This window comes from Streptomyces coerulescens, from assembly GCF_042657965.1.
In the GTDB taxonomy this organism is placed as follows: Bacteria; Actinomycetota; Actinomycetes; order Streptomycetales; family Streptomycetaceae; genus Streptomyces; species Streptomyces coerulescens.
On record NZ_JBHSKM010000050.1, the window covers coordinates 118,644 to 135,732 of the forward strand.

Here is a 17,089-nt window from a genome sequence, read left to right on the forward strand (position 1 = left end):
TGATCCTTTCCTTCCTTCTCGCCTACCGGGTTAGCTGACGGGTTCGGAGCAGGAAGGTCTCCTACGGGCCCCCTCGCGGCTCGCGCGGGCGTCCGATTCACCCCAGGGACTTCGATGGGTCCCCGGCTCCCCTGGCTCGCGCCGTACGGGGACTCGGCGATGGCTGTCCGGTGCCGCGGGTGCGGCGCACTGCCTGACGGACAGCCCGGAAGACGCTAAACGGGGCATCTTTCAATCCCCAAATGGATCCCGGTTTTTGTAGCGCATCCCACAGGGCAGACAGGCAACCTCTCCCTCAATTCGGGCATAAGGGGGCCCTGGTGACTCTTTCGTCACCAGGGCCTCTTACGCGCGTGTGGCGCCCTTCGCCGTCTACTCGGCTGCCACGACGGTGACTTGACCGATGCCGAGGGCCTCCACGGGCTCCCGGATCTCGGCCGCGTCGCCGACGAGGATCGTCACCAGACGGTCCACCGGGAAGGCGCTGACGGCCGCCGCGGTGGCCTCGACCGTGCCTGTCGCGGCCAGCTGCTGGTACAGCGTCGCCTGGTAGTCGTCGGGCAGGTGCTGCTCGACCTGGTCGGCCAGCGTGTTCGCCACGGACGCCGCGGTCTCGTACTTCAGCGGCGCCACCCCGACGAGGTTCTGCACGGCGAAGTCCCGCTCGGCGTCGGTGAGCCCCTCGCCGGCGACGCCCCGCAGCACCTTCCAGAGGTCGTCCAGGGCCGGACCGGTGTTCGGGGTGTCGACGGAGCCGCTGATGGCGAGCATCGCCGCGCCCGTGCCGTCCGGGGCGGAGCGCAGGACCTGGCCGAAGGCCCGCACGCCGTAGGTGTAGCCCTTCTCCTCACGCAGGACCTTGTCCAGACGCGAGGTGAGGGTGCCGCCGAGGCAGTAGGTGCCGAGCACCTGCGCGGGCCACACCCGGTCGTGCCGGTCGGGGCCGATGCGGCCGATCAGCAGCTGCGTCTGGACGGCGCCGGGACGGTCGACGATCACGACGCGTCCGGTGTCGTCCGCGGCGACCGGCGGGACGGGGCGCGGCTCGCCCGGGGAGCCGGTCCAGGCGCCCAGGGTGTCGCCGAGCAGGGCGTCGAGGTCGACGCCGGTGAGGTCGCCGACGACCACGACGGTGGAGGTGGCGGGGCGTACGTGCCGCTCGTAGAAGGCGCGTACGGACGCCGAGTCGATGGCCGCGACGGTGTCCTCGGTGCCCTGGCGCGGGCGGGACATGCGCGAGGTCGCCGGGAACAGCTCCTTGGAGAGCTCCTTGGCGGCACGGCGCGAGGGGTTGGCCAGCTCGTGCGGGATCTCGTCGAGCCGGTTGTTCACCAGGCGCTCGACCTCGGAGTCCTCGAACGCAGGCGCCCTGAGGGCGTCCGCGAGCAGGCCGAGTGCCTTGGGCAGCCGGGAGGCCGGCACTTCCAGGCTGACCCGGACGCCGGGGTGGTCGGCGTAGGCGTCGAGCGTGGCACCGCAGCGCTCCAGCTCGGCCGCGAACTCCTCGGCGGTGTGCTTGTCGGTGCCCTCCGACAGGGCGCGCGCCATGATCGTGGCGATCCCGTCGAGGCCCTTCGGTTCGGCCTCCAGGGGCGTGTCCAGGAGCACCTCGACGGCGACGACCTGCTGGCCGGGGCGGTGGCAGCGCAGGACGGTGAGGCCGTTGTCCAGCTTGCCGCGCTCGGGCGCCGGGAACGCCCAGGGCTTGGCCTGGCCGCCCTGGGGCTGCGGGTGGAACTCCATGCTGGCGAGCTCGGTCACTGCGCCGACTCCTCGGTCTCGTCGGTGGCGGAGGCGGCCCCTTCGGTGGCGGCGGCCTCCAGTTCCTCGGCCTCGTCGGCGACCGGCTCGTAGACGAGCACCGCGCGGTTGTCGGGGCGCAGCCGGGCCTGGGCGACGGCCTTGACCTCCTCGGCGGTGACGTCGAGGACGCGCTGCACGGCGGTGAACGCCAGCTGCGGGTCGCCGAACAGGACGGCGTACCGGCACAGTTCGTCGGCGCGGCCCGCGACCGTGCCGAGCCGGTCCAGCCACTCGCGCTCCAGCTGGGCCTGCGCGCGCTCCATCTCCTCGGCGGTGGGGCCCTCCTGCGCGAAGCGGGCGAGCTCATCGTCGACGGCCGACTCGATGACCGGCACCTCGATGTCGCCGGATGCCTTCACGTCCAGCCAGCCCAGCGAGGGCGCGCCGGCCAGGCGCAGCAGGCCGAAGCCGGCCGCCACCGCGCTGCGGTCGCGCCGCACGAGGCGGTTGTAGAGGCGCGAGGACTCGCCGCCGCCGAGGACGGTCAGCGCCAGGTCGGCGGCGTCGCACTCGCGCGTGCCGTCGCTCGGGAGGCGGTAGGCGGCCATCATCGCCCGCGCGGGGACGTTCTCCTCGACGACCTCGCGCAGCTGCTCGCCGATGACCTCCGGCAGCGCGCCGTCACGCGGGGCGGGCTTGCCGTCGTGGCCCGGGATGGTGCCGAAGTACTTCTCGACCCAGGCGAGCGTCTGCTCCGGGTCGATGTCGCCGACGACGGACAGGACGGCGTTGTTGGGCGCGTAGTAGGTGCGGAAGAACGCGCGGGCGTCCTCCAGGCCGGCCGCGTCCAGGTCGGCCATCGAGCCGATCGGCGTGTGGTGGTACGGGTGTCCGTCCGGGTACGACAGGGCGGTCAGCTTCTCGAAGGCCGTGCCGTACGGGACGTTGTCGTAGCGCTGGCGCCGCTCGTTCTTCACGACGTCGCGCTGGTTCTCCAGGCTCACCTCGTCGAGCGCCGTCAGGAGGCTGCCCATACGGTCGGCCTCCAGCCACAGCGCGAGCTCCACCTGGTGGGCGGGCATGGTCTCGAAGTAGTTGGTCCGCTCGAAGCTGGTGGTGCCGTTCAGCGAGCCACCGGCGCCCTGGACGAGCTCGAAGTGCCCCGTGCCCTTGACGCTGTTCGAGCCCTGGAACATCAGGTGCTCGAAGAGGTGGGCGAGTCCGGTACGGCCCTTGACCTCGTGGCGGGAGCCTACGTCGTACCAGAGGCAGACCGCGGCGACCGGCGTGAGGTGGTCCTCGGAGAGCACCACGCGCAGGCCGTTGGCCAGGCGGTGCTCCGTCGCGGTGAGGCCGCCGGATTGTGCCTCCGGTGTGGCCGTGTGACCCATGGGCAAGGTGTCCTTCCGGTCGCGTGCACTGCGTTGTGCCGAGCAGTTCGGCTTCAGTTCCTGCCACTGTATGCAGCGTCCGAAGGGTCGGCGAAGTTCCCGGTCAGAACGGCCCGCGTGGAGTGTGGGGGCGCGAGCCGGGACGACTCGTCGCCGGGGGGCCGCCATCTGCGGATCGGGGTGGTCGCGTGGCACGCCGGGGGTCGTTTGTGCCGGATGTGGCGTGTGTGTCGAGTTGTGGTCGTCGGGGCGGGGGACGCGGGCTGGTGCTCCGCGGACTCGCGCGGCTGATTGTCGATCACTCCGGCGAGTGAACGGTTGTGGGGCGTGAGCTTGCCACCGAGGTCGGAGTGCCTGCGCGGGCGTGGCCGGGCCAGGGCGGAGGCGCACCGGGAGCCGGATGATTTCGGCCGGGGGACGAACTCGACACGGCCGAGGGCGGACTCCCTCCCCCGGCAACCGGCCCGTCGACCAGGCCCGTTGATGCCGGATCGCCCCGTCGGTCGCCGGTGGGGCCCTGCGTCGGCGACACTTCTCACGCACCGGGCGGGAGACCGACATCGGGTCCTGGTCGGTGGTTGTCAGTGCCGCGGTCCACAATGGTCCGCGTCAGATCCGTCCACGCTTCAGCAAGGAGCCGGCAGCGATGGCCCGCCGTAGCACGAAGACCCCGCCGCCCGACGACTCGTACGAGGAGAAGATCCTCGACATCGACGTCGTCGACGAGATGCAGGGCTCCTTCCTCGAGTACGCGTACTCGGTCATCTACTCCCGCGCCCTGCCCGACGCCCGCGACGGCCTCAAGCCGGTGCACCGCCGCATCGTCTACCAGATGAACGAGATGGGTCTGCGCCCCGACCGCGGCTATGTGAAGTGCGCCCGTGTCGTCGGCGAGGTCATGGGTAAGTTGCACCCGCACGGCGACGCGTCGATCTACGACGCGCTGGTGCGCATGGCCCAGCCCTTCTCGATGCGCGTCCCGCTGGTCGACGGCCACGGCAACTTCGGCTCGCTGGGCAACGACGACCCGCCGGCCGCCATGCGGTACACCGAGTGCCGCCAGGCGCAGGCGACGAGCCTGATGACCGAGTCGATCGACGAGGACACGGTCGACTTCACGCCGAACTACGACGGCCAGGAGCGGGAGCCGGTGGCGCTGCCCGCCGCCTTCCCGAACCTCCTGGTCAACGGCGCGTCCGGGATCGCCGTCGGTATGGCCACGAACATGCCGCCGCACAACCTCGGCGAGGTCATCGCGGCCGCCCGCCATCTGATCCGCCACCCGAACGCGGATCTGGACACCCTGATGAAGCACGTCCCGGGCCCCGACCTGCCCACCGGCGGCCGGATCGTCGGCCTTGCCGGCATCCGGGACGCCTACGAGACGGGCCGTGGCACCTTCAAGATCCGCGCCACGGTCGAGATCGAGACCGTGACCGCCCGCCGCAAGGGCCTGGTCATCAGCGAGCTGCCCTTCACGGTCGGCCCGGAGAAGGTCATCGCCAAGATCAAGGACCTGGTCGGCTCGAAGAAGATCCAGGGCATCGCCGACGTCAAGGACCTGACCGACCGCGAGCACGGCCTGCGCCTGGTCATCGAGATCAAGAACGGCTTCGTGCCGGAGGCGGTCCTGGAGCAGCTGTACAAGCTGACGCCGATGGAGGAGTCCTTCGGCATCAACAACGTCGCACTGGTCGACGGCCAGCCCCTCACCCTGGGCCTCAAGGAGCTCCTGGAGGTCTACCTCGACCACCGCTTCGAGGTCGTCAGGCGCCGCAGCGAGTTCCGCCGCGGCAAGCGCCGTGACCGACTGCACCTGGTCGAGGGCCTGCTCACGGCACTCGTCGACATCGACGAGGTCATCCGGCTGATCCGCTCCAGCGAGAACAGCGCACAGGCGAAGGAACGCCTGATGGAGCGCTTCTCGCTGTCCGAGATCCAGACCCAGTACATCCTCGACACGCCGCTGCGCCGGCTCACCAAGTACGACCGCATCGAGCTGGAGGCGGAGAAGGAGCGGCTGGGCGAGGAGATCGCCGAGCTGACCCGGATCCTGGACTCGGACGCGGAGCTGCGCAAGCTGGTCTCCGCCGAACTGGCCGCGGTGGCCAAGAAGTTCGGCACCGAACGGCGTACGGTCCTGCTGGAGTCGGCGGGCACACCGGTCTCCACGGTTCCGCTCCAGGTGGCCGACGACCCGTGCCGGGTGCTGCTGTCCTCGACGGGGCTGCTGGCCCGTACGGCGAACGGCGACCCGTTCGCGGAGGACGGCGACGCCAAGCGCTCCAAGCACGACGTGATCGTCTCGGCGGTGCCGGCCACGGCCCGCGGCGAGGTGGGCGCGGTGACGTCCACGGGCCGCCTGCTGCGGATCAACGTCATCGATCTGCCGCAGCTGCCGGAGACGGCGTCGAGACCGAACCTCGCGGGCGGCGTGCCGCTGGCGGAGTTCGTGTCGCTGGCGGACGGCGAGACGCTGGTCTGCCTGACCACGCTCGACGAGTCCTCGCCCGGCCTCGCACTGGGCACGGAGCAGGGTGTGGTCAAGCGTGTGGTGCCCGACTACCCGTCCAACAAGGACGAGTTGGAGGTCATCACGCTGAAGGACGGTGACCGGATCGTCGGCGCGGTCGAGCTGCGCACCGGTGAGGAGGACCTGGTCTTCATCACGGACGACGCCCAGCTGCTGCGCTACCAGGCCGCGCAGGTCCGCCCGCAGGGCCGCGCCGCGGGTGGCATGGCCGGCATCAAGCTCACCGAGGGCGCGAAGGTCATCTCGTTCACCGCGGTGGACCCGGCGGTCGACGCGGTGGTGTTCACGGTCGCGGGCTCGCGCGGCACGCTGGACGACTCCGTCCAGACGACGGCCAAGTTGACGCCGTTCGACCAGTTCCCGCGCAAGGGCCGCGCCACGGGCGGGGTGCGCTGCCAGCGGTTCCTGAAGGGCGAGGACTGTCTGTCCCTGGCCTGGGCGGGCGCCGCTCCCGCACGGGCCGCGCAGAAGAACGGCACACCGGCCGAGCTCCCGGAGATGGATCCGCGCCGCGACGGCTCGGGCGTCTCGCTGGCGAAGACGGTGTCCGTGGTGGCGGGGCCGGTCTAGGCCGAGAGGCGGTCGCAGGCCAGGTCTAGGCCGACAGGCGGTCGCAGGCCAAATCTAGGCCGAGAGGTCTTCGAGGCCCTGCTCGTCAGGGCTTTGTACGTAGCGCAGGACGCCCCACATGCCGTGCTCGTCGGCCGCGTGTGGGGCGTCGCTCTTGCACGCCTCCAGGTCCTTGGCCACGGCGGTGGAGTCGATGCCGGAACCGATGAGGACGAGCTGGGTGAGACGGGTGCCTGCGTCGGCCCACGGTTCCGGGTAGAAGCGCAGGAACGGCCCGACGGCGTGCACGGCGTAGCGGTTCACGGCGTCGTGCGCCCCGAAGTCCACGTACCCCTTGATCCGGTACAGCCCGTCGGGCCTGCTGTCCAGGAACCCCATCAGCCGCCGCGGATCGAGGGGCTGTTCGGAGACGAAGGACAGGCTGTCGTAGGCGGCGTGCAGGTGCGCGTGGTGACCGTCGCTGTCGTCGCCGTCGCCGGTGTGCTCGTGCAGGTCGTCGAAGGACAGCTGCCCGATGCGCTCCTGGCTGGGCCTGCAGTCGAAGAGGAACCCGGGGTCGATCCGGCCGTAGGTGGCGGGAACGACGGCGGCACGGTCGGCGAGCTCACGGACCAGCCCGAGGACGCGTCCGCCGTCCGCCGCCCGGTCGAGCTTGTTGACGACCACGAGGTCGGCGAGCGCGAGGTGCCGGTCGATCGCGGGGTGCTTGGCGCGTGTGCCGTCGAACTCGGCGGCGTCGACGACCTCGACGAGTCCGCCGTACACGACGCCGGGATGCTCACTGGCGAGCAGCATGCGCACCAGCTCCTGGGGCTCGGCGAGTCCGCTGGCCTCGATGACGATGACGTCGATACCGGCGGCCGGCCGGGCGAGCCGCTCCAGATAGACGTCGAGCTCGCTCGCGTCGACCGCGCAGCACAGACAGCCGTTGCCGAGCGAGACCGTCGAGTCGCCGAGTGCGCCGGCGACCGCCATGGCATCGATCTCGATGGATCCGAAGTCGTTGACGATGGCCCCGATGCGGGTGCCTCCGCTGCGGTGGAGGAGGTGGTTGAGCAGAGTCGTCTTGCCGGAACCGAGGAATCCGGCGAGAACGACGACCGGAATCTGCTGCTGCCCGGGGCTCCGCTGACTCAACGTGCGACCTTTCTCACGCCGACGGGTGCACCGGCTCGCGGCTCGGCGCACATACGAGGAATTGAATGCCGACCCAGGATACGAGCGGGAAGAATCTTCGCGAAGTGAACGATTGTTAGCTGCACTTGCCGGGCAGACGTTGGGCATGGCGCCGGAGTGTGCGACCCTCGCTTCCCTCCGTGCGCCTCCTCTCCGCCTCCCCGCCGATCAGAGCCGCTCGGCACTCTGGGAGACGGCAAGCGCCGCCCACCGCTCGCCGGTCCCCTCCAGTCGACCCGCATCCCGACGACCGGCGGACGGCCGCCTGATCGGGGGTATTTGACATGGCCACACGGAAGCGCTCAGCACAGAGGCTGGGCTCCGCCGCGCTCACTCTCGTGGCAGCCACTGCCACGGTGGCACGGACAGCGCGTCAGAGGCGGTCCGAGAAGACGCGTCTGCACGAGCGACAGCTGGAGCTCGAAGAACTCGCGATCCGGCGAACGGCGCTGGCTCATCAGCAGCGTATGCACTGGGAGTTGCTGGCGAGGGCCATCGACGATCCCTCCCTCGCGGCGGTGATCGACACCTACGACCAGAGCATCCCGGCAGAGAGGCGCCGTCAGTTCCTCTACGCCAACGCCTGGTACGTCCACCTCTACCACCTGTACCAGGCGGAGCTGCTGGACCGGGAGGAGCTGTACACACGCCTGCGGGAGTTCTTCCAGAGCCCGGTCTTCCGCGAGTACTGGGAGGCATCGCGCCACATGCGGGCCAGCCTGGACGAGTCGTCCGTGGAAGCCCAGCTGGGACGGATGGTCGACGGGCTTGCCCGCGAGCTGGACGAATCCGATACGGACGAGTGGTGGGTCGTCGGCACCCCTCCGACCGACTGATCCGAGGGCTGCAACAGCGGAGCTGTCGGCGGGGGCAGTCGGCGGGCACCGGAGCAGAACAGCGCGGGACATGCGTGTGGCCTGGTGCCGTTCTGGCGCCAGGCCTCATCGGTGGAGATCGAGCAGTGACGGGGTACCGGCTGCTCGCCGGGTGCGTTGTGGCCCGGCTCGCTCAACGGTGGCTTGCGACCGGGAAGTGTGACGGTACGGTCCGGTTGGACGCGTGCTCGTGCGGGACTGTCAGGCGTCGGGGATGTCTGCCTTGGCGCGGATGAGAGTCTCCCGGCTGACGATGACGATGCGCTCGTAGTCGGCGCGGGCGGCATCGGCCGGCAGTTCCCCTTCAAGCGCCTCGGTGGCCTCGGTGCCGATGACGGCGAAATTGCCGTCACTGAGTTCGAACACGTCCGGGCAGGTCGCTCCTGAACTACTGCCTCGGGCGCTCGGAGGCACACCGATGCGGCGCACGATCTTCAAGGGTACCGGTCCTTAGGAACAAGGGGCTGGGCATAGTGGTGGGAAGCACGGTACTGGTGTTGCAAGTCTCCTGGACGCCGGATGGCGAAAAAGTCACCCGGTCGCGCCCCTCTTGCACCGCTGTTGACAGTCCCGCGGCCCATCACGCGCCACCTCAGCAGCGACACTGCCCCTCAAGCAGTGAGCCGACTCAAGTCAGGTTAGGCTCACCTCTGTGAGTACGTGCTCAACCGTCTCGCAGGACCTCGACGAGCCCATCGCGGGGACCGCGGCGACCGCGACGACATGGCTGCTGCTGGAGCAGCCCGGTCCGTGGGGTGCCAAGGCGCTCACCCAGAGCCACCTGGATCCCGCGTTGGGCCGCGCTCTGGAGGCGGCCGCGCGAGGCACGGGCGTACGCATCGCGCTGATCCGCCGCCCCGGCCGGCACGCGGACTGCGGCGGGCCCGCCGAACGCCAGGTCTACGTGGCCCACACCGTCCCCGGCGACGTATGGCTGCACGCTGCCACAATCAGCGACCCCCAACGTCTGCTCGACCTCGACTTCACCGCCCTCGGCATGGGCGATCACCACACCTTCGACTCGGTTCTCCAGGGGCGGCCCCACACAGGCGACCCGCTTGCGCTCGTCTGCACCAACGGCAAGCGCGACCGCTGCTGTGCCCTCCTGGGCCGCCCGCTCGCGGCGGAGCTCGCCGCCTCCGGGGTGGACGGGGTCTGGGAGGTCACGCACCTGGGCGGACACCGGTTCTCGCCCACGCTGCTCGTGCTGCCGTACGGCTACGCATACGGCCGGGCGCAGGCCCATGCCGTCAAGGAAGTCCTGCACGGCGTCCAGGAGGGCCGGATCGTCGTCGAGGGCTGCCGCGGGAGCTCTGCCTGGGAGCGACCGGCGCAGGCGGCCGAGCTGGCGGTCCGCAGAGCCACGGGCGAGACCGCCGCCGAGGCACTGAGCGTCGTGCGGACCGACGGCGCGGCCCCGCGGTGGGAGGTGACCGTCGCGCATGTGGACGGACGGTGCTGGCGGGTGATCGTGACCCAGGGCACCTCCCTGCCGCCCCGCCCCGAGAGCTGTGGGTCGGTGCTCGGCTCGCCCGCGCGGATGGACGTGGTGGCGCTGCGCGAGCTGAGGATGACAACGGCGCCGGCGAGCTGACCGAGGGGCGGATGGCACGGCTCGGCACGGGGCCGTCGGATGCCCACCCGACCGGCATCGATCAGGAGATCCACGCCACATCCCTCTACGGCCCTCCCCGCACCCCCACGTACCGTCATGGGTATGAGCCCCACTCCCCCCGCCCGTCGCCTGCGCCTGCATCTGCCCCGGCGGATGTTCGCGCAGGTGCTGCTGATGCAGGTGGCGATCGCCGCGGGAGTCGCGGTGCTCGCGACCGGACTGTTCCTCGCCCCGCTCAGCGACCAGCTGGACGACCAGGCGATGCGCCGCGCGCTGTCGATCGCGCAGACCACCGCCGCCCAGCCGCAGATCGCCGAGGACCTGACAGATACGCCGGCGACGGCCGGCGGCCCGGTGCAGCGGGAGGCGGAGCGGATTCGCACGGCCACCAAGGCCGAGTACGTCGTCGTGATGGACCGACGCGGGGTGCGCTGGTCGCACCCCACCCCCGGCGAGATCGGCAGGCTCGTCTCGACCGACCCGGGCCAGGCCCTCGCCGGCCACGACGTGATGCAGATCGACAGCGGCACCCTGGGCCGCACCGCCCGCGGCAAGGTGCCGCTGCGCGACGACGAAGGGAAGATCGTCGGGGCGGTCTCGGTCGGTATCGCGTACGACAGCGTGCGGGCCCGGCTACTGCACGCGATCCCGGGGCTGTTCGCGTATGCCGGCGGCGCCCTGGCGGTGGGCGCGCTGGCCGCCTGGCTGATCTCCCGCCGGGTCCAGCGACAGACCCGTGACCTGGCGTTTTCCGACATCTCGGCGTTGCTCGCGGAGCGCGAGGCGATGCTGCACGGCATCCGGGAGGGCGTCGTCGCCCTGGACCGCGGCGGCCGTATCCGCCTCCTCAACGACGAGGCGCGGCGGCTGCTCGGCATCGGTGACGAGGCCGCCGGCCGGTCCCTCGACGAGGCGCTCGGCGAGGGCCGTACCGCCGATGTGCTCGCCGGCCGGGTGACCGGCACCGATCTGCTCACGGTCCGCGGCCAGCGCGTCCTGGTCGCCAACCGCATGCCCACCGACGACGGGGGCGCCGTGGCCACCCTGCGCGACCGCACCGAGCTGGAGCAGCTCGGCCGGGAGCTCGACTCCACACGCGGTCTGATCGACGCCCTGCGCGCCCAGGACCACGAGCACGCCAACCGCATGCACACCCTCCTGGGGCTGCTGGAGCTGGAGATGTACGACGACGCCGTGGAGTTCGTCGGAGAGGTCGTCGGCGATCACCGGGCCACCGCGGAGCAGGTCGCCGAGAAGATCCAGGACCCACTGCTCGCCGCGCTGCTGGTGGGCAAGGCGACCGTGGCCGCCGAGCGCGGGGTCGCGCTGAGCCTTGCGGACCGCACCGGGCTCCCGGACCGGCTGATCGACCCCAGGGGCCTCGTCACGATCGTCGGCAACCTGGTGGACAACGCGCTGGACGCCGCCGCGGGCACGCCGCACGCGCGCGTGGAGGTCGAATTGCGGGCCGAGGGGCGTACCGCGACCCTCCGGGTGCGCGACACGGGCCCGGGAATCCCCGAGGAGCAGCGCGAGTTGATCTTCACCGAGGGGTGGTCCACCAAGCAGCGGCCGGCGCACCGCGAGCGTGGCATCGGGCTGCCCCTCGTGCGCAGGCTCGCCGAACGGCAGGGCGGCAGCGCGACGGTGGGCGAGGCGGCCGGCGGCGGCGCCGAGTTCACCGTGGTCCTGCCCGAGGCGCTGGCCGAGGCGCTCGCCGATGCGGAGCTGGAGCCCGCTCTCACCCTGCCGTCGGATCCGCGTCCGCAGCCCGTCGCCGAGGAGGAGTCGCGATGATCGAGGTCCTGGTCGTGGACGACGACACGCGCGTCGCGCGGGTCAACGCCGCCTACGTCGAGAAGGTGCCGGGCTTCCACGTGGCAGGCGAGGCGCACAACGCCGCCGAGGCGCTGCGCAGGGTGGAGGAGCTGCCTCAGCTGGACCTGGTCCTCATGGACCACTATCTGCCTGACGACACGGGCCTGGCGGTCGTCCAGGAGATGCGCCGGCGCGGCCACCAGACCGACGTGATCATGGTGACGGCGGCGCGGGACATCTCGACCGTGCAGGCGGCGATGCGGCACGGGGCGCTGCAGTACCTGGTCAAGCCGTTCGCCTTCGCGGGGCTGCGCGCCAAGCTGGAGGCGTACGCGGAGCTGCGCCGCACCCTCGACGGCGGCGGCGAGGCGGAACAGGTCGAGGTCGACCGCATCTTCGGCGCGCTGTCCGCCCCTTCGGAGCCGAACCTGCCCAAGGGGCACTCCCCCACGACCGCGGAACTCGTACGGCAGTCCCTGATGAACGCCGAAGGCCCGCTGTCGGCCCAGGAGATCGCCGAGCGGACCGGGGTGAGCCGCCAGACCGCCCAGCGCTATCTCAAGCTCCTGGAACGCACCGGACGCGCCCGCCTGACCTTGAAGTACGGGGACGCGGGTCGCCCGGAACACCGTTACGTGTGGGCGACCCGCGCCTGAGGCACGGCCCGTGGGGGCGGGGGAAGGAACCGTGCCACCTCTTGATACGGATGCCGACGGCCGAATCGTCAGCCGAGGGGACGCCGACACGCCGGGGCGCCCCAGCCGCACGACGCGGGGCGAGTCTTACGGTGCCGCGTGAGTCGTAGGGCGCGGGGCGTTCGTACGGTGCCGCGTGAGTCGTACGGTGCCGCGTGAGTCGTACGGCTTCGGGGCCTCGCCCCCCTCAGACCGCCCCCGCCCCCGTCAGCGACCGCACCTCGGTCTCCGCGTGCTTGGCCTCGTCGGGGACCTCCGCGGAGGTGACGGTGCCGAGCCAGCCCGCGACGAAGCCCAGGGGGATGGAGACGAGGCCGGGGTTCTGGAGCGGGAAGTACTGGAAGTCGACCGTGGGGAACAGCGATTCGGGGCTGCCGGACACGACCGGCGACAACACGACGAGCATGACGGCCGGGATCAGCCCTCCGTACACGGACCAGACGGCTCCCCTTGTGGTGAAGCCGCGCCAGAACAGCGAGTACAGCAGCACCGGCAGGTTGGCGGACGCGGCGACGGCGAAGGCGAGGCCCACCAGGAACGCGACGTTCAGATCCCGGGCCAGCAGCCCCAGGCCGATCGCGACCACGCCGATGCCGACGGCGGCGACTCGGGCCACGGCGACCTCGCTGCGGGGCTTGGTGTGCCGGCGCCGCAGGGAGGCGTACAGGTCGTGGGCCACGGAGGCCGAGGAGGAGAGTGTGATGCCGGCGACCACGGCGAGGATCGTGGCGAAGGCGATGGCGGCGACGACGGCGAACAGAACCGTTCCACCGGTGGATTCCGCGCCGCCGCCGAGGTCGAGGGCGAGCAGGGGTACGGCCGTGTTCCCGGCCCCGTTCGACCCGCGTACCGCCTCGGGCCCGACGATCGCGGCGGCGCCGAAGCCCAGGACGATCGTCATCAGGTAGAAGCCGCCGATGAGCCCGATCGCCCAGACCACCGAGCGCCGGGCCGCACGGGCGGTGGGCACGGTGTAGAAGCGGGACAGGATGTGCGGCAGCCCTGCGGTGCCCAGTACCAGCGCGAGGCCGAGGCTGATGAAGTCGAAGCGGGCCGTCCAGTCACCGCCGTACTTCAGACCGGGCGCGAGGAACGCGTCCCCGTGACCGCTGCGTTCGGCAGCCGTGAGCAGCAGTTGGTCGAAGTCGCCGTGAAAGCGCAGCAGGACGAGCACGGTCAACGCGACGGTACCGCCGAGCAGCAGGACCGATTTGACGATCTGGATCCAGGTGGTGGCTCGCATCCCTCCCAACGACACATAGATCACCATGAGCGCGCCGACGCCGATGACGGTCCAGGACTGCGCCGCCTCGCCCTTGCCCCCGAGCAGCAGCGCGACCAGGGTGCCCGCGCCGACCATCTGCGCCACCAGATACAGAACGGACACGGTGACCGAGGAAGTTCCCGCCGCGATCCGCACGGGGCGCTCGCTCATCCGCGCGGCGACCACGTCGGCGAGCGTGAACCGCCCGCAGTTGCGGACCAGTTCCGCGACCAGGAACAGCACCACGAGCCAGGCCACGAGAAAGCCCACCGAGTACAGCAGCCCGTCGTAGCCGAAGAGGGCGATGAGCCCGGAGATGCCGAGGAAGGAGGCGGCGGACATGTAGTCGCCGGCGATGGCAAAACCATTCTCCATGGGCGTGAAGAGCCGGCCGCCCGCGTAGAACTCCTCCGCGGAACCACGCCGGTTGCGGCTCACCCAGGTGGTGATGCCGAGCGTGATCGCGACGAACACGCTGAACAGCAGCAGCGACAGCGTCTGATGGTCGACCGTCACACCGCACCGCCCTTCGCGACGCGCGTCAACTCCTGGGTGTCCCAGCGCAGTTCGAGCGCGGCCCGGTCCCGACGCAGGCGCGCGTGACGGGCGTAGGCCCAGGTGAGCAGGAAGGTGGTGAGGAACTGCCCGAGTCCGGCGAGCATCGCGACGTTCACGGCGCCCACGACGGGGCGTGCCATCAGCCCCGGAGCGGTCGTGGCGGCGACGACGTACGCCACGTACCAGGTGAGGAACACGACGACCGCCGGCACCACGAACCGCCGGTAGCGGCTGCGCACTTCGCGGAAGGCGGCGCTGCGCTGCACCTCCAGGTACACATCACCGGCGGGAGGCGGGGCCGCCTCGGGGGCGTCCGGACCGTCCGATTCCCCCCACCCCGAGGCGAGGGCGTCGTACCAGGGATCGTCGTACCGCGCACCTGTGGTTTCGCGGGGACGACCATCGCTTGAGTGCATGCCCAAGCATGGACAGAACGGAAAGATCGCCGACTTGGCTTCTCCGCGGACTTCACCCCATCAGGTGATTCAAACCGGAAGGACCAGGCAAGTCGGCAAATATTCCCGCACTCGCCGACGGCGGTCGCCCCCAGGGGCCACCCGCACCCGCCGACGAGAGCCGCACCGGGGGTGCGGGTGGGAACCCAAGAAACAGCCGAAGGCGAAGCCGAGGCCGGAACCCCGGCCTCGGCCCAGCGCAGCGGCTACGCGTCGATGCGCGACCGGTCCAGCGTCGCCGCCGAGCTGGAGATGAACTCCTTGCGCGGCGCCACGTCGTTGCCCATCAGCAGATCGAAGACCCGCTCGGCCGCCTCGAGATCGGTGAGGCTGATCCGCCGAAGCGTGCGATGGCGCGGGTCCATGGTGGTCTCGGCCAGCTGATCGGCGTCCATCTCACCGAGACCCTTGTAGCGCTGGATGGTGTCCTTGTAGCGCACACCCTTGCTCTGGAACTCCATGAGCTTGTCGCGCAGTTCCCGGTCCGAGTACGTGTACACGTACTTGTCCTGCCCCTTCTTGGGCTGGATCAGCTCGATCCGGTGCAGCGGCGGTACCGCCGCGAACACCCGGCCCGCCTCGATCATCGGCCGCATGTAGCGCTGGAACAGCGTCAGCAGCAGCGTCCGGATGTGGGAGCCGTCGACGTCGGCGTCGGTCATCATGATGATCTTGCCGTAGCGGGCGGCGTCGATGTCGAAGGTCCGGCCGGACCCCGCTCCTATGACCTGGATGATCGCGCCGCACTCGGCGTTCTTGAGCATGTCGGTCACGGACGACTTCTGGACGTTGAGGATCTTGCCGCGGATCGGCAGCAGCGCCTGGAACTCGGAGTTCCGGGCGAGCTTGGCCGTGCCGAGCGCGGAGTCTCCCTCGACGATGAACAGCTCGCTGCGGTCCACGTCGTCGCTGCGGCAGTCGGCGAGCTTGGCGGGCAGCGACGACGACTCCAGGGCCGTCTTGCGGCGCTGCGCGTCCTTGTGCTGGCGGGCCGCGATACGCGTACGGGCCGCCGCGACCGCCTTTTCGAGCACCACGCGCGCCTGTGCCGCCGCGTCCCGCTTGGTGGACGTCAGGAACGCCTTGAGCTCCTTGGCGATCACGGTGTTCACGATGCGCCGGGCCGCCGAGGTGCCGAGGACCTCCTTGGTCTGGCCCTCGAACTGCGGCTCGGCGAGCCGGACGGTGACGACCGCGGTCAGGCCCTCCAGGGCGTCGTCCTTGACGATGTCGTCCTCGGCGACGCGCAGCATCTTCTTGGTGCGCAGCACCTCGTTCATGGTGGCGGCCACGGCCGTCTCGAAGCCCGCGACATGGGTGCCGCCCTTGGGGGTGGCGATGATGTTCACGAAGGACTTCAGGGTCGTGTCGTAGCCGGTGCCCCAGCGCAGCGCGACATCCACCTCGAGCTCACGCGTGACCTGGGTCGGGGTCATCTGGCCGTGCTCGTCCAGGACCGGGACGGTCTCTCTGAAGGTGCCCTGGCCGGCGAAGCGAAGGACGTCGCAGACCGGCTTGTCGGTGGCCAGGTACTCGCAGAACTCGCTGATGCCGCCGTCGAAGCGGAAGGACTCCTCGCCCTTGCTGCCGCCGTCGCCGAGACCGAACTCGTCACGGACGACAATGGTCAGGCCGGGCACCAGGAACGCGGTCTGCCGGGCGCGCTGGTGCAGGTTCTCCAGGGAGAGCTTGGCGTCCTTGAGGAAGATCTGGCGGTCGGCCCAGTAACGCACGCGCGTGCCGTTGCGCGTCTTGGGGATCTTCTTGGTCTTGCGCAGGCCGCCCTTGGCGTCGAACTTCGCGTTCGGGCCGTCGGCGGCGAAGGCGCCGGGGACACCGCGCCGGAAGCTGATGGCGTGGGTGTGGCCGCTGCGGTCCACCTCGACGTCCAGCCGCGCGGACAGGGCGTTCACCACGGAGGCGCCCACACCGTGCAGACCGCCGGAGGCGGCGTAGGAGCCGCCGCCGAACTTGCCGCCGGCGTGCAGCTTGGTCATGACGACCTCGACGCCGGACATCCCGGTCTTGGGCTCGACGTCGACCGGGATGCCCCGGCCGTTGTCCCGGACCTCCACGGACCCGTCGTCGTGGAGGATCACCTCGATGTGATCGCAGTATCCGCCGAGAGCCTCGTCGACGGAGTTGTCGATGATCTCCCACAGGCAGTGCATGAGACCGCGGCTGTCGGTCGACCCGATGTACATACCCGGGCGCTTGCGCACGGCCTCGAGACCCTCGAGGACGAGCAGGTGCCGCGCGGTGTAGTTGGAACCGTCCCGGTCTGCTCCTGCCAGCAGCGCTGTGGACGGCACGGACGTCTCGGCGGTCACGCGGTTCGCTCCTCGCTGAATTTCAGGTTGCGCCCTGGTGGGTAAGGGCGCGGCTTCGGTCGCCGT

The 17,089-nt window shown here is 70.6% G+C and carries 12 protein-coding genes and 1 riboswitch; of the genes, 5 read left to right on the plus strand and 7 right to left on the minus strand.

The genetic code is table 11. From position 1 onward, the window contains the following. Positions 1-5: 5 nt before the first annotated feature. Positions 6-169, minus strand: a riboswitch (cyclic di-AMP (ydaO/yuaA leader). A gap of 203 nt (positions 170-372) precedes the next feature. After that, positions 373-1,761: a M16 family metallopeptidase gene (locus tag ACFPQ9_RS42835; protein ID WP_380865502.1), complete on the minus strand. Its 1,389-nt coding sequence runs from the start codon at positions 1,759-1,761 to the stop codon at positions 373-375. Continuing rightward, positions 1,758-3,134: a M16 family metallopeptidase gene (locus ACFPQ9_RS42840; RefSeq protein WP_380865503.1), complete on the minus strand. Its 1,377-nt coding sequence runs from the start codon at positions 3,132-3,134 to the stop codon at positions 1,758-1,760. Before ACFPQ9_RS42840 ends, ACFPQ9_RS42835 begins: the two co-directional genes overlap by 4 nt. Positions 3,135-3,780: 646 nt before the next feature. Between ACFPQ9_RS42840 and ACFPQ9_RS42845 the strand changes: the two genes are divergently transcribed. Continuing rightward, complete coding sequence (locus ACFPQ9_RS42845) at positions 3,781-6,237, plus strand: DNA gyrase/topoisomerase IV subunit A (RefSeq protein WP_380865506.1); 2,457 nt, start codon at positions 3,781-3,783, stop codon at positions 6,235-6,237. 54 nt (positions 6,238-6,291) lie between these two features. On the opposite strand, the gene ACFPQ9_RS42850 is transcribed toward ACFPQ9_RS42845, so the two are convergent. Next, positions 6,292-7,374 (minus strand): CobW family GTP-binding protein, encoded by a 1,083-nt coding sequence (locus ACFPQ9_RS42850; protein ID WP_380865508.1) that lies wholly within the window; start codon positions 7,372-7,374, stop codon positions 6,292-6,294. Between the two features lie 377 nt (positions 7,375-7,751). Between ACFPQ9_RS42850 and ACFPQ9_RS42855 the strand changes: the two genes are divergently transcribed. Beyond that, the gene (locus ACFPQ9_RS42855) at positions 7,752-8,249 is read left to right on the plus strand and encodes a DUF6082 family protein (protein WP_380865511.1); all 498 of its coding nucleotides are present in this window, start codon (positions 7,752-7,754) and stop codon (positions 8,247-8,249) included. Between the two features lie 240 nt (positions 8,250-8,489). On the opposite strand, the gene ACFPQ9_RS42860 is transcribed toward ACFPQ9_RS42855, so the two are convergent. Beyond that, positions 8,490-8,726, minus strand: coding sequence for a hypothetical protein (locus ACFPQ9_RS42860; RefSeq protein ID WP_380865513.1), 237 nt, complete (start codon positions 8,724-8,726; stop codon positions 8,490-8,492). 214 nt (positions 8,727-8,940) lie between these two features. Here ACFPQ9_RS42860 and ACFPQ9_RS42865 point away from each other — a divergent pair, with 214 nt between their 5' ends. The 3 genes from ACFPQ9_RS42865 to ACFPQ9_RS42875 all read left to right on the plus strand — a co-directional run bounded on the left by ACFPQ9_RS42865 (position 8,941) and on the right by ACFPQ9_RS42875 (position 12,377). Further along, positions 8,941-9,882 (plus strand): sucrase ferredoxin, encoded by a 942-nt coding sequence (locus ACFPQ9_RS42865; RefSeq protein WP_380865514.1) that lies wholly within the window; start codon positions 8,941-8,943, stop codon positions 9,880-9,882. A gap of 123 nt (positions 9,883-10,005) precedes the next feature. Next, positions 10,006-11,700: an ATP-binding protein gene (locus tag ACFPQ9_RS42870; protein WP_380865516.1), complete on the plus strand. Its 1,695-nt coding sequence runs from the start codon at positions 10,006-10,008 to the stop codon at positions 11,698-11,700. Then, a complete protein-coding gene (locus ACFPQ9_RS42875; protein ID WP_380865518.1) occupies positions 11,697-12,377 on the plus strand; it encodes a response regulator in 681 nt (226 codons plus the stop codon). The genes ACFPQ9_RS42870 and ACFPQ9_RS42875 overlap by 4 nt, the downstream gene beginning before the upstream one ends. Positions 12,378-12,603: 226 nt before the next feature. Here the strand turns inward: ACFPQ9_RS42875 and ACFPQ9_RS42880 are convergent, their stop codons facing one another. From ACFPQ9_RS42880 to ACFPQ9_RS42890, 3 genes are all read right to left on the minus strand, one after another. Beyond that, positions 12,604-14,196: a solute symporter family protein gene (locus ACFPQ9_RS42880; protein WP_380865520.1), complete on the minus strand. Its 1,593-nt coding sequence runs from the start codon at positions 14,194-14,196 to the stop codon at positions 12,604-12,606. After that, on the minus strand, positions 14,193-14,654 hold the full coding sequence (locus ACFPQ9_RS42885; protein ID WP_380865522.1) for a DUF485 domain-containing protein: 462 nt from the start codon (positions 14,652-14,654) through the stop codon (positions 14,193-14,195). The genes ACFPQ9_RS42880 and ACFPQ9_RS42885 overlap by 4 nt, the downstream gene beginning before the upstream one ends. A 245-nt stretch (positions 14,655-14,899) precedes the next feature. Next, positions 14,900-17,023 carry a DNA gyrase/topoisomerase IV subunit B gene (locus ACFPQ9_RS42890; protein WP_380865523.1) on the minus strand — a complete coding sequence of 708 codons (2,124 nt, stop codon included), beginning with the start codon at positions 17,021-17,023 and terminating at the stop codon, positions 14,900-14,902. Between the last annotated feature and the right edge of the window lie 66 nt (positions 17,024-17,089).